We start from the raw sequence: 25,051 nt of genomic DNA, 5'->3' as shown, positions 1-25,051 counted from the left end.
GTCAGGCCGCCTTCGCCTCGAGCGCCGCGCGCGCGCAGGTCTCGTCGGTGACGAGCCCCGACAGCCAGCCGCCGCGCAGCGCGGCGATCACGGCGTCGCGCTTCTTCGGGCCGCCCGCGAACGCGATCGTCGGGCGCTTCGGCGGCGCGTCGAGCGCGACGCTCGTCACGCGCGCGCTGGTCGACACGTCGACCAGCTTGCCCTGCGCATCGATCGGCACGCCGAGCAGTTCGGCCACCGCGCCGAGCGCGGTCATCTCGTCGCGTTCCTGTTCGGTGATGAAGCCGTCCTCGTAGAGCGGGCAGTGCGGGCCGATGTTGCCGATCCCGACGAACGCGACATCGGCCTGCGCCGACAGCGCGTCGACGATCCGGTACAGCCGGTGATTGCACCATTGCGCGCGCTCGGCGTCGCTGTCGGCGAACAGCGGCGCGGGCAGCAGGAAGTGCTTGCCGCCGGTTTTCTCGGAGATGTACTGCGCGACGTCGTAGCGGTTCGACGAGCCGTCGGCCGCGATCGCGCCGACCATCGACACGAGCCGGTGCTGCGGCCGCTCGATCTGCGCGATCTGCGCGACCGCGGCCTTCAGCGTCCGGCCGCTGCTGACGGCGATCACCATCGGCCGCGTCTCGTTCAGGTAGCGCTCCATCACCTGCGCGCCGGCGACCGCGAGCTTGCGGTCGATCGCTTCGGGCGCGTCGGCGTCGACGGGCACGACTTCGCACATCGCGAGCCCGTAGCGCTTCGACAGCTGCGCGCCGAGGTCGAGACAATCGGCGAGTTGATGATCGACGCGCACGCGGATCAGGTTCTTCTCGACCGCGAACGCGACGAGGCGCTGCGCGACCGGGCGCGACACCTGCAGCTTCTCGGCGATTTCGTTCTGCGTGTCGCCCGCGACGTAGTAGAGCCACGCGGCGCGCGTGGCGAGATCGAGTTTTTCTGAGGACTTGGACACGATAGCGGTTCGGTTCGGTTCGGATCGGGGTCGGCCGTCGGGCGGCGCAACGGCATCCACTGTAACGCATGCCGGATGCGCGGCCGCCGGCCGCTGCGCGTCGCCGCTTACGCGAGCCGCGCGCGCGACGGTTCGTAAAGCGGGCGCACGTGGCGATACAGCGCGCGGAATGCGTCGAGGCGCTCGCGCAGCAGCGCATGACGGTCGGCGTCCGGCGCGTATTCGGCGCGCACCGGCGGCTTGGTCAGCACGGCATGCGGATCGCCGCCGACGGCGAGCCAGCCCAGGCGCGCGGCGCCGAGCGCCGCACCGGTTTCGCCGCCGCCGTGCTGGCACGTGCGCACGTTCAGCGCATCGGCGATCAGCTGCGCCCAGAACGCGCTGCGCGCGCCGCCGCCGATCAGCGACAGGCGGTCGGTTTCGACGCCGGCCGCATGCAGCGCGTCGAGGCCGTCCGCGAGGCCGAGCGTCACGCCTTCGAGCACCGCGTAGCCGAGGTGCGCGCGTTCGGTCGCGTGCGTCATCCCGAAGAACACGCCCTGCGCGTAAGGATCGTTGTGCGGCGTGCGTTCGCCGGACAGGTAGGGCAGGAACAGCGGCGCCGTCGCGAGCGCGTCCGCGTCGAGCGCCTCGATTTCGGCGAGCAGCGCCGGCTCGTCCGTGCCCGTCAACTTGCAGACCCAGCGCAGGCAGCTCGCGGCCGACAGCACGACGCTCATCAGTTGCCAGCGATCGGGAATCGCATGGCAGAACGCATGCACGGCCGATGCGGAGTTCGGCATGAAGCGGTCGCCGACCACGCTCAGCACGCCCGACGTGCCGAGCGACACGAAGCCGTCGCCCGCGTGGATCGCGCCGATGCCGAGCGCGCTGGTCGCGTTGTCGCCGCCGCCGCCCGCCACCACGACGGCCTCCGACAGCCCGAGCTCGCGCGCGAGATCCGCGCGCAGCGTGCCGGACGGCGCGTTGCCTTCGACGATGCGCGGCATCTGCGCCCGCGTCATGTCGCACGCGGCGAGCAGCGCGTCGGACCAGTCGCGGCGCGCGACGTCGAGCCACAGCGTGCCGGCCGCGTCGGACGGGTCGGACACCTTCGCGCCGGTAAGACGGAAACGCAGGTAGTCCTTCGGCATCAGCACGCACGCGGTTGCCGCGAACACGTCGGGCTCGTGCTTCGCGACCCACAGCAGTTTCGGCGCGGTGAAGCCGGGCATCGCCAGGTTGCCGGCGAGCGCGTGCAGATCGGGGGCGCGTTCGGTGAGCAGCGCGCATTCGTCGGCGCTGCGCATGTCGTTCCACAGGATCGCGGGGCGCAGCACGCGGTCGTCGCGGCCGAGCAGCACCGCGCCGTGCATCTGGCCCGACAGGCCGATCCCGCGCACCTGCGCGAATGCGTGCGGATGCCGCTCGCGCAGCGCCGCGAGCGCGGCGAGCGTGCCGCGCCACCAGTCGTCCGGATGCTGTTCCGCCCAGCGCGGGTGCGGCCGCGACACGCTGAACGGCGTGCCCGCGGTGCCGACCACCGTGCCGTCCGGGGCAAGCAGCAGCACCTTCACTTCCGAGGTGCCGAGGTCGATGCCGAGATACATGAGCGATCCGTTCCGTCAGTGAGGAGCCGCTACTTTAGCCGCACGCGCGCGCACCTGCCAACGCAGGTTCGCCCGGATGCGCGGCCGCTCGCGGCGGCCGGTTGCGGGGCTGCCGGCCGTCGCGCGTCAGCGCTGCGCGAGCCATGCGTCGACGCGTGCGAGCCCGGCGCGCAGCGCGTCGAACAGCGCCGCGTTGCCGGCGAGCGAGCCCCACAGCGCGCGGCTCGCGCACAGCGCGACGACCGGGTCGTCGGCTTCGACGATCGCGCGCGCGGCGCCGTCGTCCATCACGCCGTCCTGGTACGCATACGGCAGCAAGCCGCGCGCCCAGCGTTCGAGAAAGCGCAGGAACAGCGCCGGCAACACGGCGGTGGCGACCGGCGCCGCGCCGCGTGTGAGCGATTCGGCGAGCGTCGGCGCGATGAAGCCGGGAATCTTCGAGAAGCCGTCGGCCGCGACGCGCTGGTTCGTGTCGAGCACGTACGGGTTGCCGAAGCGTTCGAGCACGACGTCGCGGTAGCGCTCGAGATCGAGCGGGCTCGGGCTGAGACACGGGATCACGTCCTGCGTCACGTAGTCGTGCGCGAACCGGCGGATCGCCGCGTCGTGCGTGCCCTCGTGGATGTACGTGTAGCCCGCGAGCGTGCCGGCCCACGCGATGCAGCTGTGCGTTGCATTGAGGATGCGGATCTTCGCTTCCTCGTACGGGTGCACGTCGTCGACCAGCTCCGCGCCGGCCAGTTCCCAGCGCGGCCGGCCGGCCGCGAAGCGGTCCTCGATCACCCACTGGATGAACGATTCGCCCATCACCGGGCATGCGTCGTCGACGCCGGTGGCCGCGCGCACGCGTTCGCGCACGTCGGCGGTCGGGCGCGGCGTGATGCGGTCGACCATCGCGCTCGGCGTCGCGACGTTCGCATCGAACCACGCGAGCAGGCCGTCCTCGCCTCGCCGTTCGAGAAATTCGCGCATGCCCGCGCGAAAGCGCGCGCCGTTGTTGCGCAGGTTGTCGCAGCTCTGCAGCGTGAGCGGGCCCGCGCCGCGCTTCACGCGCTCGGCGAGCAGCGCCGCGAGCGCGCCGTACAGCGTCGTGCGCGCGCCCTGCAGGTCGGCCGCGAGATCGGCGTTCGCGAGGTCGAGCCGGTTGTGTTCGTCGAGGTAGTAGCCGCCTTCGGTCACGGTGAACGACACGATCCGGCAGGCCGGGTCGGCGCCGGCGTCGATCAGCGCGGCGAGGTCGATCGACCACGGCAGCACGCGCGAGATCGCGCGGACCGTCTCGTATGCGCGCTCGCCCTGCGGCGTGACGGTTTCGAGCGTGTACGCGCCGTGCTGCGCGGCGAGCGCGTCCATCGTCGCGCGCATGTCGTCGCGGATGTTGCCGACGGTCAGCGACCAGCGTTCGTCGGCCGGCACGGCCGCGTTCACGCGATGCAGATACCACGCCTGGTGCGCGCGGTGGAACGAGCCCGCGCCGATGTGCAGCAGCACGGGCGCGCGGGCGGAGGACGATTCGCTCATCCGGTGTCTCCTGTTCGTGGCAGTCTTTCCTGTCGAATACGATCATTTGCTCTTTGTGTGAGCGAATGATCGTATTCGGGCGAACGAAAGTCAAGGCGGGGACACGGCATTTCGATGGTGCGCTGCGGCGGCGCGCGCGGCGCGAGTGCGGGGCGCGAAGGGGGGCGGTGTCAGCGACCTTCGCGCGTGAGCGCGACGAGTTCGTCGAGCAGCTTGCCGGCCGGCCCCGGCAGGATCCCGTGGCGGCGCCGGAACGCGGTGAGCGTGCGCACCGCGACGACCTCGCGCACCGGCAGCGTGTCGATCGTGCCGGCGCGCTGTTCGGCGCCGTACATCGGTTCGGCCATCCAGCTCAGGAAGCCGGCATGCGCGACGAGGCTCTTCAGCGTCGTGACCGAGCGCGTCTCGACCGCGATGTCGGGAAGGGCAAGCCCGTGCGCGTCGAAGGTCGCGCGCATGTGGTTGAACGGCGCGGTGCCGCGCGGCGGAATCGCCCAGCGCGCGAGCAGCGTGTCGGCGAGCGTCGGTGCGCGGCCGAGCGCGCGCAGCGGATGGTGCGGCGCCGCAACGATATGGCTGCGATCTTCCCAGCGGCACTCCGGAATCGCGACGATCTCGTCGGTGTCGGGCCCGTGCGCGGACAGCGCGAGATCGATCTCGTGCTTGTTCAGCCCTTCCGCGAGCCGGTCCCACACGCCTTCGAGAATCTCGACACGCAGGTTCGGCCAGCGGTCGAGCACGCGGCCGACCGCGACCGGCAGCACGAGGCTCGCGATGCTGCCCACCGTGCCGACCTTGATCGTGCCCTTCGCGAAGCCGCGCATCGCGTCCAGTTCCTCGCGCGCGTGCTCGGCCTCGTGCTGCAGCAGCGTCGCGTGCGGCAGCAGCGTCTCGCCGAATGCCGTCAACTGCACGCCTTTCGAATGACGCTCGAACAGCGGCGCGCCGACCTGGTCCTCGAGCCGCTTCAGGATCCGGCTCAGCGCCGGCTGGGTCACGTGCAGCGCGTCGGCCGCGCGGCCGAGGCTGCCGCACGCGACGATGGTCGTGAATGCCCGCAATTGCCGGAGATCGAAAGTCATGCCGAACCGTAATGGCTTTTCGCAAAAAATACAGTATCCGTGAATGACTCGCGCTTCGATACTGTGGAAACCGCCAAGCCACCAAGGAGACGCCCGAGCATGTCCTGCACCCCGTCCCATTCCGCCGCACCGGCCGCCCCGATCACCGTTCGCGATGCCGTCATCGACCTGTTTCGCCAGTTCGGCATCGATCGCGTGTTCGGCAATCCCGGCTCGACCGAGCTGCCGATGTTCCGCGATTTCCCCGCCGATTTCCGCTACGTGCTCGGCCTGCAGGAGGCCGTCGTGGTCGGCATGGCGGACGGTCATGCGCAGGCCACCGGCAACGCGGCGGTCGTCAACCTGCATTCGGCGGCCGGCGTCGGCAACGCGATGGGCAACCTGTTCACCGCGTTCAGGAACCGCACGCCGCTGATCGTCACCGCGGGCCAGCAGGCGCGCGCGATCCTGCCGTTCGATCCGTTTCTCGGCGCGACGCAGGCCGCCGAGCTGCCGAAGCCGTACGTGAAATGGAGCATCGAACCGGCGCGCGCGCAGGACGTGCCGGCCGCGATCGCGCGGGCGTACCGGATCGCGATGCAGGAGCCGCGCGGGCCGGTGTTCGTGTCGATCCCGGTCGACGACTGGGACCAGCCGGCCGAGCTGCTGCCGCGCCGCGACGTGAGCAGCGTCGTGCGGCCCGATCCCGATGCGCTCGCGCGGCTCGGCGACGCGCTCGATGCGGCGCGGCGTCCCGCGCTGGTGGTCGGCGCGGCCGTCGATCGGGCCGGTGCGTGGGACGACGTCGTGCGGCTCGCCGAGCGGCACCGGGCCAGCGTGTACGTCGCGCCGATGTCGGGGCGCTGCAGCTTTCCCGAGGATCATCCGCTGTTCGCCGGCTTCCTGCCCGCGATCCGCGAGAAGATCGTCGCGCGGCTCGACGGGCACGACCTCGTGTTCGCGTTCGGCGCGCCCGCGTTCACCTATCACATCGAGGGCAGCGGCCCGCACGTGCCGCCGGGCGCCACGCTCGTGCAGCTCGTCGACGATCCCGGCACCGCCGCATGGACGCCGTCGGGCGACGCGGTCGTCGGCAACCTGCGGCTCGCGGCACGCGACCTGCTGGCGCGGCCGGCGCCGCCCGAGCGGCCGATGCCCGCGCCGCGGCCGCCGCGCCCGCGCGCCGAAGCGCCGGCCGCCGGCGAGCGGATGTCGGTGGCATTCGCGCTGCAGACGCTCGCCGACGTGCGCGACGCGCACGACATCGTCGTCGAGGAAGCGCCGAGCGCGCGGCCGGTGATGCAGGCGCACCTGCCGTTCACGCGCAGCGGCACGTTCTACACGATGGACAGCGGCGGGCTCGGCTACGGGATGCCGGCCGCGGTCGGTGTTGCGCTCGCGCGGCCGGGGCGGCGCGTGATCGGGCTGATCGGCGACGGGTCGAGCCTCTATTCGATCCAGGCATTGTGGAGCGCCGCGCAGCTGAAGTTGCCGATCACGTTCGTGATCCTGAACAATCGGCGCTACGCGGCGCTGCAGGATTTCGCGCCCGTGTTCGGCTTCGGCCCCGACGATCCGGTGCAGGGCACCGATCTGCCCGACCTGGATTTCGTCGCGCTCGCGCAGGGGATGGGGTGCCGCGGCATCCGCGTCGCCGATGCCGTGCGCCTGCACGACACGCTGACCGATGCGCTGCGGGCCGATACGCCCGTCGTCATCGACGTCGAGGTTGCCTGACGCGCGTTGCGCGTCGTTCCGGAGAATCCATGCAAACCGTATCGATGCTGATCGGCGGCGAACGCCGCCATTCGTCCAGCGGCGCGACCTTCGTGCGCCGCAACCCGCTCGACGGCGAAGTCGCGTCGGCCGCGCCCGCGGGCACGGTCGACGACGCGCGCGCGGCGGCCGACGCGGCCGCTCGCGCGTTTCCCGAATGGGCCGCGCTCGGCCCCGGCGCGCGCCGCGCGCTCCTGCTGAAGGCTGCCGCCGCGCTCGAAGCGAAGCACGAGCAGTTCGTCGCCGCGATGGCGGCCGAAACCGGCGCGTCGGCGCTGTGGGCAGGCTTCAACGTGCACCTTGCCGCCAGCGGGCTCGTCGAGGCCGCGTCGCTGACCACGCAGGTCGGCGGCGAGCTGATCCCGTCCGACGTGCCCGGTTCGCTCGCGATGGGCGTACGGCAGCCGGCCGGCGTGGTGCTCGGCATCGCGCCGTGGAACGCGCCGGTGATCCTCGCGACGCGTGCGCTCGCGCTGCCGCTCGCTTGCGGCAACACGGTCGTGCTGAAGGGCTCCGAGCTGTGCCCCGTCACGCACGGGCTGATCGTCGAGGCCCTGCAGGAGGCCGGGCTGCCGCCGGGCGTCGTCAACTTCGTGACGAACGCGCCCGAGGATGCGGGCGCCGTCGTCGACGCGTTGATCGCCCATCCGGCCGTGCGCCGCGTGAATTTCACCGGCTCGACGCGCGTCGGGCGCATCGTCGCCGAAGCGTGCGCGCGTCATCTGAAGCCGTCGGTGCTCGAACTCGGCGGCAAGGCGCCGTTCGTCGTGCTCGACGATGCGGATCTCGATGCGGCGGTCGCGGCGGCCGCATTCGGCGCATTCGCGAATTCCGGGCAGATCTGCATGTCGACCGAGCGGATCGTCGTCGATGCGTCGATCGCCGATGCATTCGTCGCGAAGCTTGCCGCCAAGGCCGCGTCGCTGCCGCTCGGCGATCCGCGCCAAGGGCCGGTCGTGCTCGGTTCGCTGATCGACATGAAGGCCGTCGAGCGCTGCAACGCGCTGATCGACGATGCGCTCGCGCACGGCGCGACGCTGTTGTGCGGCGGCAAGTCGGACAGCACGCTGTTCCCGGCGACGCTGCTCGATCACGTGACGCCCGCGATGCGGATCTACGCGGAGGAATCGTTCGGGCCGGTGAAGGGCATCGTGCGGGTCGATGGCGAGGCGGCCGCGATCCGCTGCGCGAACGACAACGCGTTCGGGCTGGCGTCGGCCGTGTTCAGCCGCGACGTCGCCCGCGCGATGCGGGTCGCGGCGAGCATCGAATCGGGCATCTGCCACGTGAACGGCCCGACCGTGCACGACGAGGCGCAAATGCCGTTCGGCGGCGTGAAGGACAGCGGCTTCGGCCACTTCGGCGGCAAGGCCGGCATCGCCGCGTTCACGGACCTGCGCTGGATCACGGTGCAGACCGCGCCGCGCCAGTATCCGTTCTGAGAGGCCGCCGACGATGAAGATTGCGATTCTCGGCGCCGGTGCGATGGGCTCGCTGTTCGGCGCGCTGCTGGCCGAGCACGGCGAGGCGGTCACGCTGATCGACGTGAACGATGCGCATCTCGATGCGATCCGCCGCGACGGGCTGCGCATCGACGACGATCGCGGCGAACGCCGCATCCGCGCGCTGCAGGCCGTCCGGCCGGAAACGGCGAATGCGCAAGCAAGCGCGTCGCCCGACGCCCCGTTCGATCTGCTGATCGTTTTCACGAAATCGCTGCACACGCGTGCGGCGCTCGACGGCGTGCGCGCATTGCTGACGTCGCGTACGTACGTGCTGACGCTGCAGAACGGCCTCGGCAACGTCGAGACGCTGAACGCGTTCGTGCCGCTCGAACGGATTCTGGTCGGCGTCACGACGTGGCCGGCCGACTTCGCCGGCGCCGGGCACGTGCGCTCGCACGGTGCCGGCGCGATCCGCATGATGACGGCCGATGGCGTGGCGCGCCCGTTCGCGGCGGCCGTGGCCGACGCGCTGTCGCGTGCCGGGCTCGCGTGTTCGCTCGATGCCGACGTGTGGGCCGCGATCTGGGAAAAGGTCGCGTTCAACGCGGCGCTCAACACGCTGTGCGCGGCGACGGGCTGCACGGTCGACCAGCTCGGCCGTGAACCCGACGGCCCACGGCTCGCGCTGGCGATCGCGGCGGAGACGGCCGCCGTCGCGCGCGCGAAAGGCATCGCGGTGGACGGCGAGCGCATCGCGCGCAACGTCGAGCATGCGATTTACGCGCATCGCGGCCATCGGCCGTCGATGCTGCAGGACGTGCTCGCGGGTCGTCGTACCGAGATCGACGCGATCAACGGCAAGGTCGTCGCGGCCGCGCGCGAGACGGGTATCGCGGTGCCGCATACCGATACGCTGCTCGCGCTCGTCAGGCTGATCGACGCGCGGCGCGACTGAGCAACACGCCGGCGGCGGGCTCGCGCCGCATGACGATACGGGCGTGCCGCATGCAGGCGATGTCGCCGGATCGGATTGGATTGGACGAGACGGGGGCCGGCGCCGATGCACGGATGCCGACCGCCCGTGCAACACGAGATCCGGGCACGCGCAAGCGCCAGCCCGGGCAACTGGAGACGCCATGAAAGTCATCGAATGCCGTTGTCTTGCCGCGCGCCGTGCGCGCACGTTGCCGCCGACGCGTGGCGCACGGGAGGTCGCATGAGCACGCGCGACGGATTGCAGCCGCCCCCGGTCGACATCGGCGCGACGCTCGACGACGGACCGTTCACGACGATGCAGCGCTGCGTGGTGCTGCTCGCCGCACTCGCGATCGTGCTCGACGGCTTCGACGGGCAGTTGATCGGTTTCGCGATTCCCGTGCTGATCCGCGAATGGGGGATCACGCGCGGCGCGTTCGCGCCGGCGGTGGCCGCCGGGCTGATCGGGATGGGCATCGGCAGCGCGTGCGCGGGCATCGTCGCGGACCGTTTCGGGCGCCGCCAGGCCGTGATCGGCAGCGTGTTCCTGTTCGGCATCGCGACCTGCGTGATCGGCTTCGCGCCGGATGTCGCGACGATCGCGATGCTGCGCTTCTGCGCGGGGCTCGGGATCGGTGGCGCGCTGCCGACGGCCACGACGATGACGGCCGAATACACGCCCGCGCGGCGCCGCACGATGATGGTGACGGCGACGATCGTCTGCGTGCCGCTCGGCGGCATGCTGGCCGGGCTGTTCGCGCACGAAGTGCTGCCGCGCTACGGCTGGCGCGGGCTGTTCTTCGCCGGCGGCGCGCTGCCGCTCGTGCTCGGCTTCGTGCTCGTGCGCGCGTTGCCCGAATCGCCGCGTTTCCTGGCGCGTCGCCCCGCGCGCTGGCCGGAACTCGGCGCGCTGCTCGCGCGCATGCAGCGGCCGGTCGCGCCCGGCACCGCGTTCACCGATCTGCGCGATGCACGCGCGCCCGGTGCACGCGGCGGGTTCGGCGCGCTGTTCGCCGGCGGCCAGGCGCGCGACACGATCGCGCTGTGGTGCGCGTTCTTCATGTGCCTGCTCGCCGTGTATGCGGCGTTCAGCTGGCTGCCGACGATGCTCGCCGCGAGCGGGCTGAGCGTGTCGGTCGCGGGCGCCGGGCTCACCGCGTACAACCTCGGCGGCGTGATCGGCGCGCTGCTGTGCGCGTGGGCGATCGCGCATGCGGGTTCGCGCTGGCCGCTCGCGCTGTGCAGCATCGGCGGCGCGGCGAGCGCGGTGTGGCTGATGGGTGTCGATGCCGGGCGCCACACGGGCTGGCTGATCGTCGGGCTCGGCGTGCACGGGCTGTTCGTCAACGCGGTGCAGTCGACGATGTATGCGCTGTGCGCGTACATCTATCCGACGGCGGTGCGCGCGACCGGCACCGCGAGCGCGCTCGCGTTCGGCCGGCTCGGCGCGATCCTCAGCGCGTTCGCGGGCGCGATGGTGATCACCGCGGGCGGCGCGACGGCGTACCTGACGATGCTGGCCGCGGCGATGAGTGTGGTGTGCGTCGCGCTGCTCGCGATGCGGCGGCACATTCCGCGACTCACGCGCGAACGCGCGTTGCCGCGCGACGGGGAGGAACTGGCCCGCACGTCGTCGTGACGCGCGGGCGCATGATGCACGAGCGCGTTACAGCGTGGTGCGCACGTGCCAGAGCTCGGGGAACAGCACGACGTCGAGCATCTTGCGCAGATACGGCGCGCCGCTCGTGCCGCCGGTGCCCTGCTTGAAGCCGATGATGCGCTCGACGGTCGTCACGTGACGGAAGCGCCACTGGCGGAACGCGTCCTCGAGATCGACGAGCTCCTCGGCCATTTCGTAGAGCTCCCAGTGCTGCTGCGGGTGGCGGTAGACCTCGAGCCACGCGGCTTCGACGGTTTCGTCGTGCCGCATCGGCTGCGTCCAGTCGCGCTCGAGCCGCTCGGGTGCGATCGGGAAACCGCGCCGCGCGAGCAGGCGCACGACCTCGTCATAGAACGACGGCGCCTCGAGCGTCGCGCGCACCTGTTCGAGGATGTCGGGCCGGTGCGCGTGCGGCTGCAGCATCTGCACGTTCTTGTTGCCGAGCAGGAATTCCAGCTGCCGGTACTGATACGACTGGAAGCCCGACGACTGGCCGAGGTACGGCCGCATCGCCGAATACTCGGACGGCGTCATCGTCGACAGCACGTTCCACGCCTGCACGAGCTGCTCGAGAATGCGCGACACGCGCGCGAGCATCTTGAACGCGGGCGGCAGCGCGTCGCCGCGCACCGCGTCGAGCGCGCCGCGCAATTCGAACAGCGCGAGCTTCATCCACAGCTCGCTCGTCTGATGCTGGATGATGAACAGCATCTCGTTGTGATCGGGCGACAGCGGATGCTGCGCGTCGAGGATCGAATTCAGCGACAGGTAATCGCCGTAGCTCATCGACTTCGAGAAATCGAGCTGCGCGTTGTGCCAGCCGGCTTCGTCCGAGGCATCGCCTGGCACGTGCGGTGCTTCGTGTGCCGGTTGGGTCGCGCGTGCGCCCGAGAATGGACAGCCCGCCGGCGCATCGTCGCCGGGTGGCTGCATATGACCAGAATTCACGACTCTCTCCAGAATTGAATGACGGGGGCGCGGCGCGCAATCCACATGTCATCGCGGCGCGCGCCGGGCAAAAAGCCGGTCAGGTCACCGCGCCGCGCTCGGCGAACTCGGGTGCTTTCCACGCATCGGTGGCCAGGATGTCGCGCAGCGTCTCGACGGCATCCCACACGTCGACGAAGCGCGTATAGAGCGGCGTGAAGCCGAAGCGCAGCACATACGGCTCGCGGTAGTCGCCGATCACGCCGCGCGCGATCAGCGCCTGCATCACCTCGTAGCCGTGCGGATGCTCGAAGCTCGCCTGCGAGCCGCGCTGGTGATGCGCGCGCGGCGTGACGAGCTTCAGCGACAGGCCCGCGCAGCGTGCCTCGACGAGCGCGATGAACGCATCGGTCAGCGCGAGCGACTTGCGGCGGATCGCGTGCATGTCGGTCTGCAGGAACACGTCGAGCCCGCATTCGACCATCGACATCGACACCATCGGCTGCGTGCCGCAGAGGAAGCGCGCGATGCCCGGATCGGGCGCGAAGTCTGGCTGCATCGCGAACGGCGCGCGATGGCCCCACCAGCCCGACAGCGGCTGCGAGAAGTGCGCGTGATGACGGTGCGGCACCCACACGAACGCCGGCGAACCGGGGCCGCCGTTCAGATACTTGTACGTGCAGCCGACCGCGCCGTCCGCACGCGCGCCGTTCAGGTCGACCGGCACCGCGCCGGCCGAATGCGCGAGATCCCACAGCATCAGCGCGCCCGCGTCGTGCACGAGCTGCGTGACGGCCGGCATGTCGTGCATGTAGCCGGTGCGGTAGTTCACGTGCGTGATCATCGCGACGGCCGTGTCCGCGCCGAGCGCGTCGGGCAGGTCCGCCGGATCGTCGATCAGGCGCAGTTCATAGCCGCCGCCGAGCTGTTCGATCAGCCCTTGCGCGATGTACAGGTCGGTCGGGAAGTTCGAGCGCTCCGACACGATCACGCGGCGTTCCGGCGCGCGCTCGGCCTGGTGGCGCAGCATCGCCGACAGCAGCTTGAACAGGTTGATCGAGATGGTGTCGGTCACGACGGTCTCGCCGGGCGCGCCGCCGATCAGCGTCGCGAGCTTGTCGCCGAGGCGGCGCGGCAGCGCGAACCAGCCGGCGGTGTTCCAGCTGCGGATCAGGCCTTCGCCCCATTCGGCGCCGATCACCTGTTGCGCGCGGGCGGCCGACGCGCGCGGCTGCGCGCCGAGCGAGTTGCCGTCGAGATAGATCACGCCGTCGGGCAGCGCGAACTGGTCGCGCAGCGGGGCGAGCGGGTCGTCGCGGTCGAGGGCGAGCGCGTCTTCACGGGTCTTGATCATGATGTCGGGTCAGTGGTTCTCGGGTCAGTGGTTCGGTGAATCAGGAGGATCGGCCGGGCAGCGCGCGCAGCACCGCACGCACGGGGCTCGCGTCGAGCGTCGCGAACTTCAGCGGCAGCGCGATCAGTTCGTAGTCGCCGGGCGGCACGTCGTCGAGCACGATCCCTTCGAGGATCGCCATCCGGTGCGCGCGCACGCGGTGATGCGCATCCATGGTCTTCGATTCCTGCGGGTCGAGCGACGGCGTGTCGATGCCGATCAGCTTCACGCCGCGCGCGGCGAGCAGGTCGACGGTTTCGGGCGCGACCGCGCAGAAGCCGCTGTCCCATTGCTCGACGCTGGCGCGCGCATAGGTGCGCAGCAGCACGCGCGGCGGCACGCCGTCCAGCGCGGCGTCGATGTCGGCCGGGCGTACGACCGGCGACGCGCCGATGCAGTGGATCACGCGGCACGGGCCGAGATAGGTGTCGAGCGGCACCGCGCCGATCGGTGCGCCGTCGGCGTCGTAGTGGAGCGGCGCGTCGCAGTGCGCGCCCGTGTGCGGCGACAGCGTCAGGCGCGCGACGTTGACCGGCGAGCCGGCCTCCATCCGCCAGACGCGTTCGACGGAAACCGGCGTGTCGCCCGGCCACACGGGGGTGGCGGGGCTGACGGGCGGCGAGATGTCCCAGAGTGTGTCCATGGCATGACGAATCGGTGAATCGATGCTTCGAATGATAGGTGGACGCTCGCAGAAAGTGCTTGCGAAATAAACATGGACAATCCGCCCGATTGGCAGATAATTCGACTCAGAGGGAAAACGGGGACCAAAAATGCACGCGATCACGCTCGATGCCACCGACTGCCGGATTCTGGCGGTACTGCAGGAGGAGGGCAGAATCAGCAATCTCGACCTGGCGGAACGGATCTCGCTTTCGCCGTCCGCCTGTCTGCGCCGGATGCGCCTGCTCGAGGAGCAGGGCGTGATCGAGCACTATCGCGCGTGCCTGAGCCGCGAGAAGCTCGGCTTCGAGCTCGAGGCGTTCGTGCAGGTGTCGATGCGCAACGAAGAGAATCAATGGCACGAGCGCTTCGCGGAAGCGCTGCGCGAATGGCCGGAGGTGGTCGGCGCGTTCGTCGTGACGGGCGAGAGCCACTATCTGCTGCGGGTGCTCGCGCACAACCTCAAGCACTACTCGGATTTCGTGCTGAACCGGCTCTACAAGGCGCCGGGCGTGATGGACATCCGTTCGAACATCGTGCTGCAGACGCTGAAGGACGAAGCGGGCGCGCCGGTCGGGCTGGCGCGCATGGGGGCGATCAAAGCGGTGTGAGGCCGTGGAAGCCGCCGCCGTGGAACACGAGCGGCGCCGCGGCATCCGACGCGGCCCGCACGCCGCAGCGTTCCACTTCGCCGACGAAGATCACGTGGTCGCCTTCGTCGTAGCGGCTGCGGTTGTGGCATTCGAACCACGCGAGCGCGCCGTCGAGCACCGGCATGCCCGAGTTGCCGGCCGCGTGCGCGATCCCTTCGAAGCGGTCGCCCTTGTAGGTCGAGAAGCGCTTGCACAGGTCGAGTTGCGACGCCGCGAGCACGTTCACCACGTAATGGCTGTTGTTGCGGAACACCGGGGTCGACGCCGATTTGTGCGCGAGGCTCCACAGCACGAGCGGCGGGTCGAGCGACACCGAGTTGAACGAGCTCGCGGTGATGCCGATCAGCTGCCCGGACGGCGCACGCGTCGTGATGACCGTGACGCCGGTCGCGAACTGCCCGAGCGCCTGGCGAAAGGCGGCCGAGTCGAAATCCGGCGGGGTGGCGTGGTTCATCGGGCGGCCATCCGGAACGAAACGGACGGGCGCGGCGCGCGGCGGATGCAACGGGCGCGGCGGACGAAAGGCGACAAGGCCAGGGCGGTCGGTTGGGAAGTGGTGCGCATGGCCCGATTTTAGCGGAATCGCGACCGCCGGATCCGTGCGGACGGCGCATCGCGGGGCGAGCGTGAGGTAGCGAACACTGTCGCGCGACGCCGACGCCGTGCTGGACCGGTCGTTTTCGCGTCTTTCGTTGCGCGTCACACGAGGCCGCTCCCCGAGCCGGGCGCTAGGCCGTCGCTGCCAGCCCGAGCGACAGCGCACCCGTCAGGATCAGGCTGGACGCCCACACCGCATCGAGATTGAACCAGCTCCGCGCGACGAACTTCAGCCCGAGATAGCGGTACACGAGCCACGCGAGCACGCCGCCTGCGCCGATCATCGCGGCCGCGTGCACGGCCGCGACGACGAGTGCCATCCCGAGATGCGCATCGACGAGCGTGGCCGCCGCGCGATGGCCGGCGTCCCGGTCGAGCCCGCAGAGCCCGAGGTAAATCGGCACCAGCATCAGCCCCGCGCCGTGCGCGAGCGCAACCGCGAACGACCACAGGCCGAGCCGCGCGGGCGGAATCCGCGCGAGCGCACGCGGATGCCGCCGCCGGATCAGCAGCACCACGCCGAAGCCGATCACGAGCGCGCTCGCGCCGATCCGGATCGCCGACTGCCACGCAAGCAGCGCGGCAAGCAGCCCGAACGGCAGCATCACCATGAATACCGCGAGCGCGTGGCCGAGCGCGAGATAGCCGAGCGCGGCGACGAGCGCGCCGTCGCGGCGCGTCATCAGCGCGTTCGACACCGCGAGCGGCCAGCCCATCGCCGGATTGAGCCCGTGATAGACGCCGCTCGCGAGCACGGCCGCCCACAGCGCGAGCGGCGCGGAGAGGCCTGCGCTCAACGCTTGACCGACGGATAGCAGAACGAGTCGGTCGAGCAGTCGCCGCCTTCGAGCCGGATCTGGTGCGCGCGATAGCCGTCGGGGAACTCGACCCAATAGTCGTCGGCGAGCGTCAGCCCGCCGTCCGGCCCCGCATGCGCGAGCACTTGCGCGGCCGGCACGCCGTCCGGATAGAACTGGTCGTCCCACGTCGAGTAGAGCGAGTTGGTCCAGTACACGCGGCGGCCGTCGCGGCTGATTTCCACCATCTGCGGGCCGCCGGCGAACGCGCGGCCGTTCGTGTGCGGCGCGCGGCGCACGATCCCGCCGATACGCACCGACCCCGCGAGCACCGGGTGATGCGGATCCGACACGTCGTACTGGCGCATCTCGCCGGTGCCCCAGCACGACACGTACAGGAAGCGGTCGTCGAGCGACAGGTCGATGTCGGTCACGAGTGGCGGCACCGCGCCGAAACTCTTGAGCAGCGGCGGCAGTTCGTCGGCCGCGGCCGGTTCGGGCGGAATCGTCGCGGTCTTCTTCACATGAAACTGGCCGTCCTCGCGCCACCAGGTCCAGATCGATCCTTCGAGAGTGGTCGTGTCGACCACGACGCCGACGAAACCGTATTCGCGTACCGGATCGTGCGCGGGCCGCACCTCGAGCGCCATCTGGTGATGCGCGCCGAGATCGATCGTCTGCACGTTGCGCCGCGCGCGCAGGTCCCAGAAATGCAGCCGGTGGCCGTAGCGGTTCGCGAGCAGGTCTTCCGGCACGATACCGTTCTCGAATTGCGGCGGCAGCGCCCATTCGCTCGACACCATGTAGTCGCGCGGCAGGTTCCACCAGAAGTCGTAATGCTTGTCCTGCGGGCCACGGTCGATCTCCCAGCGGCCGAGCACGTCGAACGTCTCGCAGTCCATGATGAAGATGCCGGGCGCGCCGTCGGTGCCGTCCTTGCCCGCACCGCCGAGCGTGCTCACGTAGATGCCTTCGGGGCCGCAATGAACCGTATGCGGCCGCGAATAGCCGGTCTTCGCGAACACCTCGTCGGGCTCGATGATCTTGTGGATGCGCGCCTGCGTCGGGTGCGGCTTCGTGTCGATCACGTAGATCCGCGACGAACGCAGGCCCGGGATGATCAGGAAGCGGCGCTCGAGGAACGCGTGGCCGGTCAGCGGCGACAGCGACGACGAACACGCATTCCAGCCGAAGTGGTGGAATTCGTCGCCGCTGTTCGGCATCGTCACCGTGTGCACGATCTTGCCGTAGGTCGCCGAGCCGGGTTTCACGTCGATCACGGCGAGTGCGTCGGGTCTGGAAAAGTCGGGGCTCAGCAACAACGTATAGGCGAATTCCTCCGCCGGCGCCTGCATCGCAAGTTCCGGCGAAGCGTGAAATGTTGGGTCAGGCCGCATGCTCATCGTAGTGCCTCTTTCGGTCGAATCGGATCACGGGCGCACGGACGTTCGCTGCGAACGTGCGGGTCGAACGGGTTGCGTGACGGGAACGCACTGGCGGCCTCGCGCGATTGGAGGGCGCGCCGCGCGGTACATCAGGTCGGGAAAGGTGGGAAAGGCGGTGCGCCGGAACGCCGCGCACGCAGCGCAACGGGCGCACGGCGGCGCGAGGGCGCGGTGAAAGCGCCGGCGGTCGGGCCCGCGATGCGGGCGAATTCTGCTGAGGCGTGCATATCGATGTTCCGGCGGATGATGTTGGCATCAGGACGGGCATGCATCGGACGCTGCGCGCAGCCGGACGGTGTGCCGTCACGGCGAAGCGTGCCTAAGTGTAGACGAGAAACGCGCGGCCGGTGGTGCGCGGCACGCATGCGGTTCTGCCGGATTCGCGCACGAGTGAGATACTTGAACGCTGCCGCTGCGCACCGGGCAACCGGGCCGCAGCCGGGCAGTGGCGACAAGGACCGGCGATGCCGGCGCGCGCCCGCGTGCCGGCCGTCGTCATCAACGAGGTGATGATTTCATGGTGAACGAGATGCTTGAAACCGCGACTGTTGGCGGCGGGTGCTTCTGGTGCACGGAGGCCGTGTTTCTCGACGTCGACGGCGTGACGGCCGTCCAGTCGGGCTATGCGGGCGGCCATACGCGCAATCCCGGCTATCGCGACGTATGCGATGGCGATACCGGTCACGCGGAGGTCGTGAACGTGACGTTCGATCCGGCGCGCATCGGTTATCGCGAGATCCTCGAGATCTTCTTCGCGACGCACGATCCGACCCAGCTGAACCGCCAGGGCAACGACGTCGGCACGCAATACCGTTCGGTCGTGTTCACGCATTCGGACGCGCAGCGCGACGTCGCGCTCGACGTGATCCGCGAACTGGAGCGCGAGCAGGTGTTCGGGCAGCCGATCGTCACGCAGGTCGTGCCGCTCGACGACAACTACTGGCCGGCCGAGGACTATCACCAGAACTATTACGCGCGCAATCCGGAGCAGGGCTACTGCTCGGTCGTGATCGGGCCGAAGCTCGCGAAATTCCGCCAGAAGTTCTCGCACCGGCTGAAGTCGCTGCGCGGCGCGTAATCGGTTTGCCGGCGCGGTTTGCCGGCGCGGTTTGCCGGCGCGCAAACGGCGCCCGCGCCCGCGATGCTTACGCCGCCTCGCTGCGCCAGTGCGCGCACGCGGTGGCGATCTCGCGCGCGAGCGCGAGGCACGACAGCGGCGCGGAGCCTTCCGCCTTGTTGTTGATCGTGATGATCACGGGCTGTCCGGCCAGCGCGTAGCGCGCGGCCAGCTCGGCGAGCGCCGAGCGTGTGGCCGGATCCTCGTCGACGAGCTTGTCGAACGGCTCGTATTTCGCTTTGGCCTGTTCGTACTTGAAGCCGCCATGCAGGCTCCAGCGCACGATCAGCGGGCCCGGCGCGTCGCCGTCGAGCAGCGCGAGCGCGGCCGCCTGGCGCAGCGGGTCGGGCATCCGCGCATGCAGACCGACGCAATAGCGCACGCCGAGCGCCGCGAGCGCGCGGATGAAGCGCGGCGTGAGCAGGCTCGCGTCGCGGATCTCGATCGCGTAGCGCGTGCCGTCGGCGTCCGGCGGCAGCGTCGGCAGCGCCGCGAAGAACGCCGACAGCCGGTCGATCAGCGCGGCCGGTTCGGCGAGCAGTTGATCGGGCATCGGAGAAAACTGGAACACCAGCACGCCGGCCTTCCTGCCGAGCCCTTCGAGGCACGGCTGCACGAATTCGCGCGTGGCGAGCTGCGCGTCGAGAAAGGTCGGATTCGGGCCCGACGGCTCGCCGCGCCGCCCGCGCACGACCGCATCGGTGACGGACGCCGGCGCCTTCACGACGAAGCGGAAGTCGTCCGGCACCTGTTGCGCGTAGCGCAGGTAGTCGGCCACCGACAGCGGCCCGTAGAACGACCGGTCGAGGCTCACGCTCTTCAGCAGCGGATGTGCGCCGTACGCCTCGAGCCCCTCGCGAGACAGCTTCGTCTGCGCGAAATCGCCGTCGTAGACGATGCCGTCCCAGCCGGGGAAATACCACGACGACGTGCCGAGCCGCACGTTCGGCGGCAGCGCGGCCGCGGCGGCGGCGACTTCCGCGGAAACCGGTGCGGGCGGCACGCCGCGCCGACGCCGGGCCTTTTTCGGCGGCGCGGCCGGCGGCGGTTCGTCCCACAGCATGCCGGAGGCGGGCGGCGGTTCCGGTTCCTGGTCGGCGGGAAGGCGGGGCGATGCACGGCCGGCGCGTGCGGGCGACTTTGCCGGTCGCGCGGTGTCGTGTTCGTCAGGCGTCGCGCGATCGCCGGCGCCTGCGGGGTTGCCGTCGTCCGCGGGCGCGGACGCGCGTGCGTCGTCGGGCGACGCGCCGAACAGGTCGAACTGCCCGTCGGCGTGCGACTCGTCCGGTTCGTCGCGCTGCTGTCGTTGCGGCGGCGTGCCGCGCCGCGTCCTGCCGTCACCCATGCATGCCCAACGTGAAGTGCCGCCTAGCGCGGCAGCGTGTGTTCGTACATGTAGCGCCGCGACCACGGCAGCGTTTTCGCGCTGCGTCCGGCCTTGCGGCACACGATCTGGAAGATCGACACGTCGTCGTGCTCGAACGCATACGCGCAACCGGCGAGATACACGCGCCAGATGCGGAACTTTTCGTCGTCGACGAGCGTGCGCGCCTCTTCCGCCTTCGCCTCGAAGTTCTCGGTCCAGATTTCGAGCGTGCGCGCATAGTGCCGCCGCAGGCTTTCGACGTCAATCGCCTCGAGCCCGCCGCGCTGCGCCGCTTCGAGCGCGAGGCTGATGTGCGGCAGCTCGCCGTCCGGGAACACGTAGCGATCGATGAATTCGCCGCCGCCGAGCGCCGTTTCGCCGCTTTCCGCGTCGGTCGACGTGATTCCGTGGTTCATCGCGATGCCGTCGTCGGTGAGCAGATCGTGCACGCGCGAGAAATAGAGCGGCAGGTTCTTGCGGCCGACGTGCTCGAACATCCCGACGCTCGTGATGCGGTCGAACTGTCCCTCGATCTCGCGGTAGTCCTGCAGACGGATCTCGATCTTGTCCTCGAGCCCGGCGGCTTTCACGCGCGCGGTCGCGAGATCGAACTGGTTCTGCGACAGCGTCACGCCCAGGCACGTCGCGCCGAACTTCTGCGCGGCGCGCAGCACGAGCGCGCCCCAGCCGCAGCCGATGTCGAGCAGGCGCTGGCCGGGCTCGAGCTGGATCTTGGTCAGGATATGGTCGATCTTCTTGATCTGGGCGGTCGAGAGATCCTCGTCGCCGTTCTCGAAGTACGCGCACGAGTACACCATGTTCTCGTCCAGCCACAGCTGGTAGAACGCGTTCGAGACGTCGTAGTGATACTGGATCGCCTTCCTGTCGGTGTTTTTCGTGTGATTGAAGTAGCGCTTCACGCGAGCGAGCTTGCTTGCGCTGGTGACCGTGCTGCGCGCGAGCGAGTAGCTGATGTTGATGATGTCCGACAGCCTGCCCTCGATGTCGATCTTGCCCTTCACGTATGCTTCGCCGAGATTGTCGAGACTCGGTTCGAGCAGCAGCGGCAACGCCGACGCGCTGTTGACCTTCAGCGTGACCTGCGGCGCGCTGAAGGTGCCGAAATCGAGTTGATCGCCGTTCCACAGCACGAGTCGCGCCGGTATGTTCGCTTTCGCCCGTACTTCGTCCGCCCACTGTGCCAGCTTCTTTTCCCAGAACATTTGGATTCTCCGTTTGTTCGTTGAATCGAATACAGCCAAGTATCTTGACCGGCGCCCATGCCTTGCGACGTGGGCGCCCGGATGCAACACGAGACACGGCCGGCGCGCGCCGGCACTGCGGCAGCCGCGCTTACGGTGACAGGCGCGAGATCGTCCAGCCCGACCCTGCCGCGGCGTCGCGCGTATAGAGCAGGCGGTCGTGCAGCCGCGACGGGCGGCCCTGCCAGAATTCGATCGCGTCGGGCACGACGCGGTAACCGCCCCAGTGCGGCGGGCGCGGCGGGTTCTCGCCGTAGCGTTCGGTCACGGCCTTTTCGCGCGCTTCGAGCGTCGCGCGGCTGTCGATCACGGCACTCTGCTCGGACGCCCACGCGCCGATGCGCGAGCCGAGCGGGCGCGACGCGAAATAACGGTCGCTTTCGTCGGCGCTGGTTTTCTCGATCCGGCCTTCGATGCGCACCTGACGCTCGAGCTCGATCCAGTAAAACAGCAGCGCCGCATGCGGATTGGCGGCGAGATCGCGGCCCTTGCGGCTTTCGTAATTGGTAAAGAAGACGAACCCGCGTTCGTCGACACCCTTGATGAGCACGATTCGGGCCGACGGCCGGCCGTCGTCGCCGACGGTGGCGAGCGTCATCGTGTTGGGCTCGGGGAGCTTGGCGGCGAGCGCCTCCTTGAACCAGCGATCGAACTGGGCGAAGGGGTTGGGGGCGGCATCGGCTTCGTCGAGCGAAGCACGCGAATAATTGATGCGGAGATCGGCGAGAGTCGTCATGTTATGCAAACGCTTCAATCTGGGGCCAGTATAGCGAACGCGCGAGAATCGTGCGTGCACAGGGACGCGTGTCGGCGGGGAGTTCAGGCAAAATAGAGGGCTGCACGACTTACGTTTTCCTTGCTGCCATGTCCGCTGCCGACACCGCCCCGCACAGTTCCTCTGATCTTACCCCGAGCCCGACAATCCAGCTTGACGTGGATCGCGAGCGCCGCTTCGGCGGCATCGCGCGCTTGTACGGCGCCCCCGCGCTCGCCGCGTTCGAACGCGCGCACGTCGCCGTGATCGGCATCGGCGGCGTCGGGTCGTGGACGGCCGAGGCGCTCGCGCGCAGCGCGATCGGCACGCTGACGCTGATCGACCTCGACAACGTCGCGGAAAGCAATACGAACCGGCAGATCCATGCGCTCGACGGCAATTACGGCAAGCCGAAGGTCGACGCGATGGCCGAGCGGATCGCGCTGATCGATCCCGCGTGCCGTGTGAACCGGATCGAGGATTTCGCGGAACCCGACAACTTCGACGCGCTGCTCGGCGGCGGCTTCGACTACGTGGTCGACGCGATCGACAGCGTGCGCACGAAGGTCGCGCTGATCGCGTGGTGCGTCGCAAAAGGGCAGCCGCTCGTCACGGTCGGCGGCGCGGGCGGGCAACTCGACCCGACGCGCATCCGCATCGACGATCTCGCGCTGACGATCCAGGATCCGCTGCTGTCGAAGGTGCGCGCGCAGTTGCGCAAGCAGCACGGCTTTCCGCGCGGGCCGAAGGCGCGTTTCAAGGTGAGCGCCGTGTATTCGGACGAGCCGCTGATCTATCCGGAAGCGGCCGCGTGCGACATCGAGGACGGCGCGGAGCCGTCCGCCGCCGCGCATGTCGCGGGGCTCAACTGCGCGGGGTTCGGTTCGAGCGTATGCGTGACCGCGAGCTTCGGCTTCGCGGCCGCCGCGCATGCGCTGCGGGCAGTCGCGGCGCGCGCCGCGGGCTGATCGGCGAGCAGATCGACACGCGGAAGAATGTCGCGGCGCGGCAGATCCGCCGTGCCGCGACAAGGCGAGTCGGCCAGGCCATCGCGGCCCGGCCGGTCGTTCGTCAGTTGAGCGCCATGCTCAGCTTGCGCCGCCATGCGGCGACGAGTTCGGGGCGATCGCCCGCCAGCTCGAACACCGAGATCATCGTGCGGCGGCCGAGGTCGTCGCCATACGCGCGGTCGCGCAACACGATTTCCAGCAACTGCTCGAGCGCGCCTTCGTATGCGCGTCGCGCGATCAGGCTCTGCGCGAGGTCGAAGCGTGCGTCGAGATCGGCCGGATTCGCCGCGATGCGCGCTTCGAGCGCGTCGGTCGGCGGCAGGTCGGCCGTCGCGTCGAGCGCATCGAAACGGGTCTTGATCGCCTGGTAGCGCGGATCGCCGCTCTGTATGGTCTGCGGCGACAGGCGCTCGGCCTCGGCGCGCGCGGCGTCCACCTGGTTGTTCGCGAGCAGCAGTTCGATCAGGTCGAGCCGTGCCTCGTCGAAGCCGGGGTTCAGCGCGAGCGCCGCTTCGAGGTGGGTCAGCGCATCGTCGTAGCGCGATTCGGCGATCGCGTCTTGCGCGGCGCGGCGCTCGGCTTCGTCGGGCGCCGGCAGCAGCCGGTCGAGGAACGCGCGCAACTGGCCTTCCGGCAGCACGCCGATGAACTGGTCGACGGGACGCCCGTCGGCGAACGCGATCACGTGCGGGATGCTGCGCGTCTGGAAGTGCGCGGCGAGTTCCTGGTTCTCGTCGACGTTCACCTTCACGAGCTTCCAGCGGCCTTCGTAGTCGGCTTCGAGCTTTTCGAGCAGCGGACCGAGCGTCTTGCAGGGGCCGCACCACGGCGCCCAGAAGTCGACCAGCACGGGCGTGTCCAGCGACGCCTCGATGACGTCTTTCTCGAAAGTGGCAAGCGTGGTGTCCATGTCGTTCTCTTCCGTTCGAATGTCGTCAGGATGGGGGCAGCGTGCCCCTTTTTCAACGCGGCTTCGATTCGGGCAGCGGAATCCACTCGGTTTCGCCGGGCACCTTGCCCATTTCCTGGTTCGTCCACGCCTGTTTCGCGCGCTCGATCGCGTCGCGGCTGCTGGCGACGAAGTTCCATTCGATGAAGCGCTCGCCGTCGATCTTCGCGCCGCCCAGCAGCATCGCGCGCGCGCCGCCGCCGCTCGCGAGCGTGACGGTGGCGCCGGGCGCGAGCACGGCCATCTGTTCGGCCGGCACCGGCGTGCCGTCGATCGAGAGGTCGCCGTCGACCACGTAGACCGCGCGCTCCTCGTGCGACGCGTCGAGTTCGAGGCGGCCGCCGGCCGCGAATTCGGCGGCCACGTAAAGCGTGCGCGAGAACGTCGTGACGGGCGAGCGCAGGCCGAACGCGTCGCCGGCGATCACCGTCAGCGATACGCCGTTCTCGTCGCGCTTGGGCAGCGTGTCGGCCGCATGGTGCTCGAACGACGGCTCGGCGGTCTCGTGGGCGACGGGGAGCGCGACCCAGGTCTGGATCCCGTGCACCGTGTGGCCGCTCGCGCGCTGAGCGTCGGGCGTGCGCTCCGAATGGACGATGCCGCGACCGGCCGTCATCCAGTTCACGTCGCCCGGCACGATCTCCTGCAGCGAGCCGAGGCTGTCGCGGTGCAGGATCGCGCCGTCGAACAGATAGGTGACGGTGGCGAGCCCGATGTGCGGGTGCGGGCGCACGTCGAGCCCGGTGCCGGCCGGCAGCGTCGCGGGCCCCATGTGATCGAAGAAGATGAACGGACCGACGAGGCGCGCGGCGAGCGCGGGCAGCGTGCGGCGCACCTGCAGGTTGCCGATGTCGCGAACATGCGGCTTGAGCAGGGCTTTGATCGAATCGGTCATGACGGGCCTCGTGGGCAACGGCTGGAATGCCGGTCATTGTACTGGCGGCGCGGTGGCGACGTGCGTGGCGGGGCGCGGGCGCAATGCCTTCCCCCGCGATGCGGACGTGCGGGCACGCGTCGTGCGGCCGCCATGTGCGTTGCCCGTCGCCGATTCCATGCGCGCCGCGCGGGTATCGGGCCGCACGGCGAAATTGGGTAGACTGAGCGGCTTCAGGAAACCATCCGACAATTGAGGA

23 protein-coding genes are annotated in these 25,051 nt (G+C 69.8%); 8 read left to right on the top strand and 15 right to left on the bottom strand.

What is annotated here, in order from left to right; genetic code table 11:
* Nucleotide 1: 1 nt before the first annotated feature.
* The 4 genes from ACV22V_RS12130 to ACV22V_RS12115 form a co-directional block, all read right to left on the bottom strand.
* Nucleotides 2-958, bottom strand: coding sequence for a sugar-binding transcriptional regulator (locus tag ACV22V_RS12130; protein ID WP_059528324.1), 957 nt, complete (start codon nucleotides 956-958; stop codon nucleotides 2-4).
* 107 nt (nucleotides 959-1,065) lie between these two features.
* Entirely contained in the window at nucleotides 1,066-2,547 is a 1,482-nt protein-coding gene (gene xylB, locus ACV22V_RS12125) for a xylulokinase (protein WP_448013999.1), read from the bottom strand.
* Between the two features lie 126 nt (nucleotides 2,548-2,673).
* Entirely contained in the window at nucleotides 2,674-4,068 is a 1,395-nt protein-coding gene (dalD, locus tag ACV22V_RS12120; RefSeq protein WP_059701801.1) for a D-arabinitol 4-dehydrogenase, read from the bottom strand.
* Nucleotides 4,069-4,238: 170 nt separating this feature from the next.
* Nucleotides 4,239-5,150: a LysR family transcriptional regulator gene (locus ACV22V_RS12115; RefSeq protein WP_448013997.1), complete on the bottom strand. Its 912-nt coding sequence runs from the start codon at nucleotides 5,148-5,150 to the stop codon at nucleotides 4,239-4,241.
* Nucleotides 5,151-5,249: 99 nt separating this feature from the next.
* On the opposite strand from ACV22V_RS12115, the gene mdlC reads away from it, so the two are divergent.
* The 4 genes from mdlC (at nucleotide 5,250) to ACV22V_RS12095 (ending at nucleotide 10,964) form a co-directional block, all read left to right on the top strand.
* Nucleotides 5,250-6,866 (top strand): benzoylformate decarboxylase, encoded by a 1,617-nt coding sequence (gene mdlC / locus ACV22V_RS12110; protein WP_448013996.1) that lies wholly within the window; start codon nucleotides 5,250-5,252, stop codon nucleotides 6,864-6,866.
* 29 nt (nucleotides 6,867-6,895) lie between these two features.
* The gene (locus tag ACV22V_RS12105; protein ID WP_059690590.1) at nucleotides 6,896-8,347 is read left to right on the top strand and encodes an aldehyde dehydrogenase family protein; all 1,452 of its coding nucleotides are present in this window, start codon (nucleotides 6,896-6,898) and stop codon (nucleotides 8,345-8,347) included.
* A 13-nt stretch (nucleotides 8,348-8,360) separates the two neighbouring features.
* Nucleotides 8,361-9,305 carry a ketopantoate reductase family protein gene (locus tag ACV22V_RS12100; RefSeq protein WP_448013994.1) on the top strand — a complete coding sequence of 315 codons (945 nt, stop codon included), beginning with the start codon at nucleotides 8,361-8,363 and terminating at the stop codon, nucleotides 9,303-9,305.
* Nucleotides 9,306-9,566: 261 nt separating this feature from the next.
* Nucleotides 9,567-10,964, top strand: coding sequence for an MFS transporter (locus ACV22V_RS12095; RefSeq protein WP_448013992.1), 1,398 nt, complete (start codon nucleotides 9,567-9,569; stop codon nucleotides 10,962-10,964).
* 27 nt (nucleotides 10,965-10,991) lie between these two features.
* On the opposite strand, the gene kynA is transcribed toward ACV22V_RS12095, so the two are convergent.
* From kynA to kynB, 3 genes are all read right to left on the bottom strand, one after another.
* Nucleotides 10,992-11,918, bottom strand: a complete 927-nt coding sequence (gene kynA / locus ACV22V_RS12090; RefSeq protein WP_448014093.1) for a tryptophan 2,3-dioxygenase — start codon at nucleotides 11,916-11,918, stop codon at nucleotides 10,992-10,994.
* Nucleotides 11,919-12,012: 94 nt separating this feature from the next.
* A complete protein-coding gene (kynU, locus tag ACV22V_RS12085) occupies nucleotides 12,013-13,266 on the bottom strand; it encodes a kynureninase (RefSeq protein ID WP_059527860.1) in 1,254 nt (417 codons plus the stop codon).
* A gap of 40 nt (nucleotides 13,267-13,306) precedes the next feature.
* Nucleotides 13,307-13,948 (bottom strand): arylformamidase, encoded by a 642-nt coding sequence (kynB, locus tag ACV22V_RS12080; RefSeq protein WP_059820320.1) that lies wholly within the window; start codon nucleotides 13,946-13,948, stop codon nucleotides 13,307-13,309.
* Nucleotides 13,949-14,078: 130 nt separating this feature from the next.
* Here kynB and ACV22V_RS12075 point away from each other — a divergent pair, with 130 nt between their 5' ends.
* Complete coding sequence (locus ACV22V_RS12075; RefSeq protein WP_044844460.1) at nucleotides 14,079-14,579, top strand: Lrp/AsnC family transcriptional regulator; 501 nt, start codon at nucleotides 14,079-14,081, stop codon at nucleotides 14,577-14,579.
* Here ACV22V_RS12075 and ACV22V_RS12070 read toward each other — a convergent pair.
* The 3 genes from ACV22V_RS12070 to ACV22V_RS12060 form a co-directional block, all read right to left on the bottom strand.
* A complete protein-coding gene (locus ACV22V_RS12070) occupies nucleotides 14,566-15,075 on the bottom strand; it encodes a flavin reductase family protein (RefSeq protein ID WP_059465659.1) in 510 nt (169 codons plus the stop codon). The genes ACV22V_RS12075 and ACV22V_RS12070 overlap by 14 nt on opposite strands.
* A 274-nt stretch (nucleotides 15,076-15,349) precedes the next feature.
* The gene (locus tag ACV22V_RS12065; protein ID WP_059690586.1) at nucleotides 15,350-16,015 is read right to left on the bottom strand and encodes a hypothetical protein; all 666 of its coding nucleotides are present in this window, start codon (nucleotides 16,013-16,015) and stop codon (nucleotides 15,350-15,352) included.
* Entirely contained in the window at nucleotides 16,012-17,418 is a 1,407-nt protein-coding gene (locus ACV22V_RS12060) for a selenium-binding protein SBP56-related protein (protein WP_448013989.1), read from the bottom strand. Before ACV22V_RS12060 ends, ACV22V_RS12065 begins: the two co-directional genes overlap by 4 nt.
* A gap of 559 nt (nucleotides 17,419-17,977) precedes the next feature.
* Between ACV22V_RS12060 and msrA the strand changes: the two genes are divergently transcribed.
* Nucleotides 17,978-18,538, top strand: a complete 561-nt coding sequence (msrA, locus tag ACV22V_RS12055; RefSeq protein ID WP_448013987.1) for a peptide-methionine (S)-S-oxide reductase MsrA — start codon at nucleotides 17,978-17,980, stop codon at nucleotides 18,536-18,538.
* Between the two features lie 67 nt (nucleotides 18,539-18,605).
* Here the strand turns inward: msrA and ACV22V_RS12050 are convergent, their stop codons facing one another.
* The 3 genes from ACV22V_RS12050 to pdxH form a co-directional block, all read right to left on the bottom strand.
* Entirely contained in the window at nucleotides 18,606-19,922 is a 1,317-nt protein-coding gene (locus tag ACV22V_RS12050; protein ID WP_448013985.1) for a DUF72 domain-containing protein, read from the bottom strand.
* Between the two features lie 23 nt (nucleotides 19,923-19,945).
* A complete protein-coding gene (locus ACV22V_RS12045; RefSeq protein WP_059527843.1) occupies nucleotides 19,946-21,166 on the bottom strand; it encodes an SAM-dependent methyltransferase in 1,221 nt (406 codons plus the stop codon).
* A gap of 130 nt (nucleotides 21,167-21,296) precedes the next feature.
* The gene (gene pdxH, locus ACV22V_RS12040; protein WP_059527840.1) at nucleotides 21,297-21,941 is read right to left on the bottom strand and encodes a pyridoxamine 5'-phosphate oxidase; all 645 of its coding nucleotides are present in this window, start codon (nucleotides 21,939-21,941) and stop codon (nucleotides 21,297-21,299) included.
* Between the two features lie 128 nt (nucleotides 21,942-22,069).
* Between pdxH and tcdA the strand changes: the two genes are divergently transcribed.
* The gene (gene tcdA, locus ACV22V_RS12035) at nucleotides 22,070-22,927 is read left to right on the top strand and encodes a tRNA cyclic N6-threonylcarbamoyladenosine(37) synthase TcdA (RefSeq protein ID WP_059527837.1); all 858 of its coding nucleotides are present in this window, start codon (nucleotides 22,070-22,072) and stop codon (nucleotides 22,925-22,927) included.
* A 103-nt stretch (nucleotides 22,928-23,030) separates the two neighbouring features.
* Here tcdA and trxA read toward each other — a convergent pair whose 3' ends face one another.
* Nucleotides 23,031-23,879 carry a thioredoxin gene (gene trxA, locus ACV22V_RS12030; protein ID WP_448013983.1) on the bottom strand — a complete coding sequence of 283 codons (849 nt, stop codon included), beginning with the start codon at nucleotides 23,877-23,879 and terminating at the stop codon, nucleotides 23,031-23,033.
* 52 nt (nucleotides 23,880-23,931) lie between these two features.
* Nucleotides 23,932-24,813, bottom strand: a complete 882-nt coding sequence (locus ACV22V_RS12025) for a pirin family protein (RefSeq protein WP_448013982.1) — start codon at nucleotides 24,811-24,813, stop codon at nucleotides 23,932-23,934.
* Between ACV22V_RS12025 and ACV22V_RS12020 the strand changes: the two genes are divergently transcribed.
* A complete protein-coding gene (locus tag ACV22V_RS12020; RefSeq protein WP_448013980.1) occupies nucleotides 24,812-25,048 on the top strand; it encodes a hypothetical protein in 237 nt (78 codons plus the stop codon). The genes ACV22V_RS12025 and ACV22V_RS12020 overlap by 2 nt on opposite strands.
* The last annotated feature ends 3 nt before the right edge of the window (nucleotides 25,049-25,051 follow it).

The organism is Burkholderia sp. AW33-5 (genome assembly GCF_053427615.1).
Note: the sequence above shows the minus strand (reverse complement) of the source record. Positions and strands in the feature narration are given on the sequence as shown.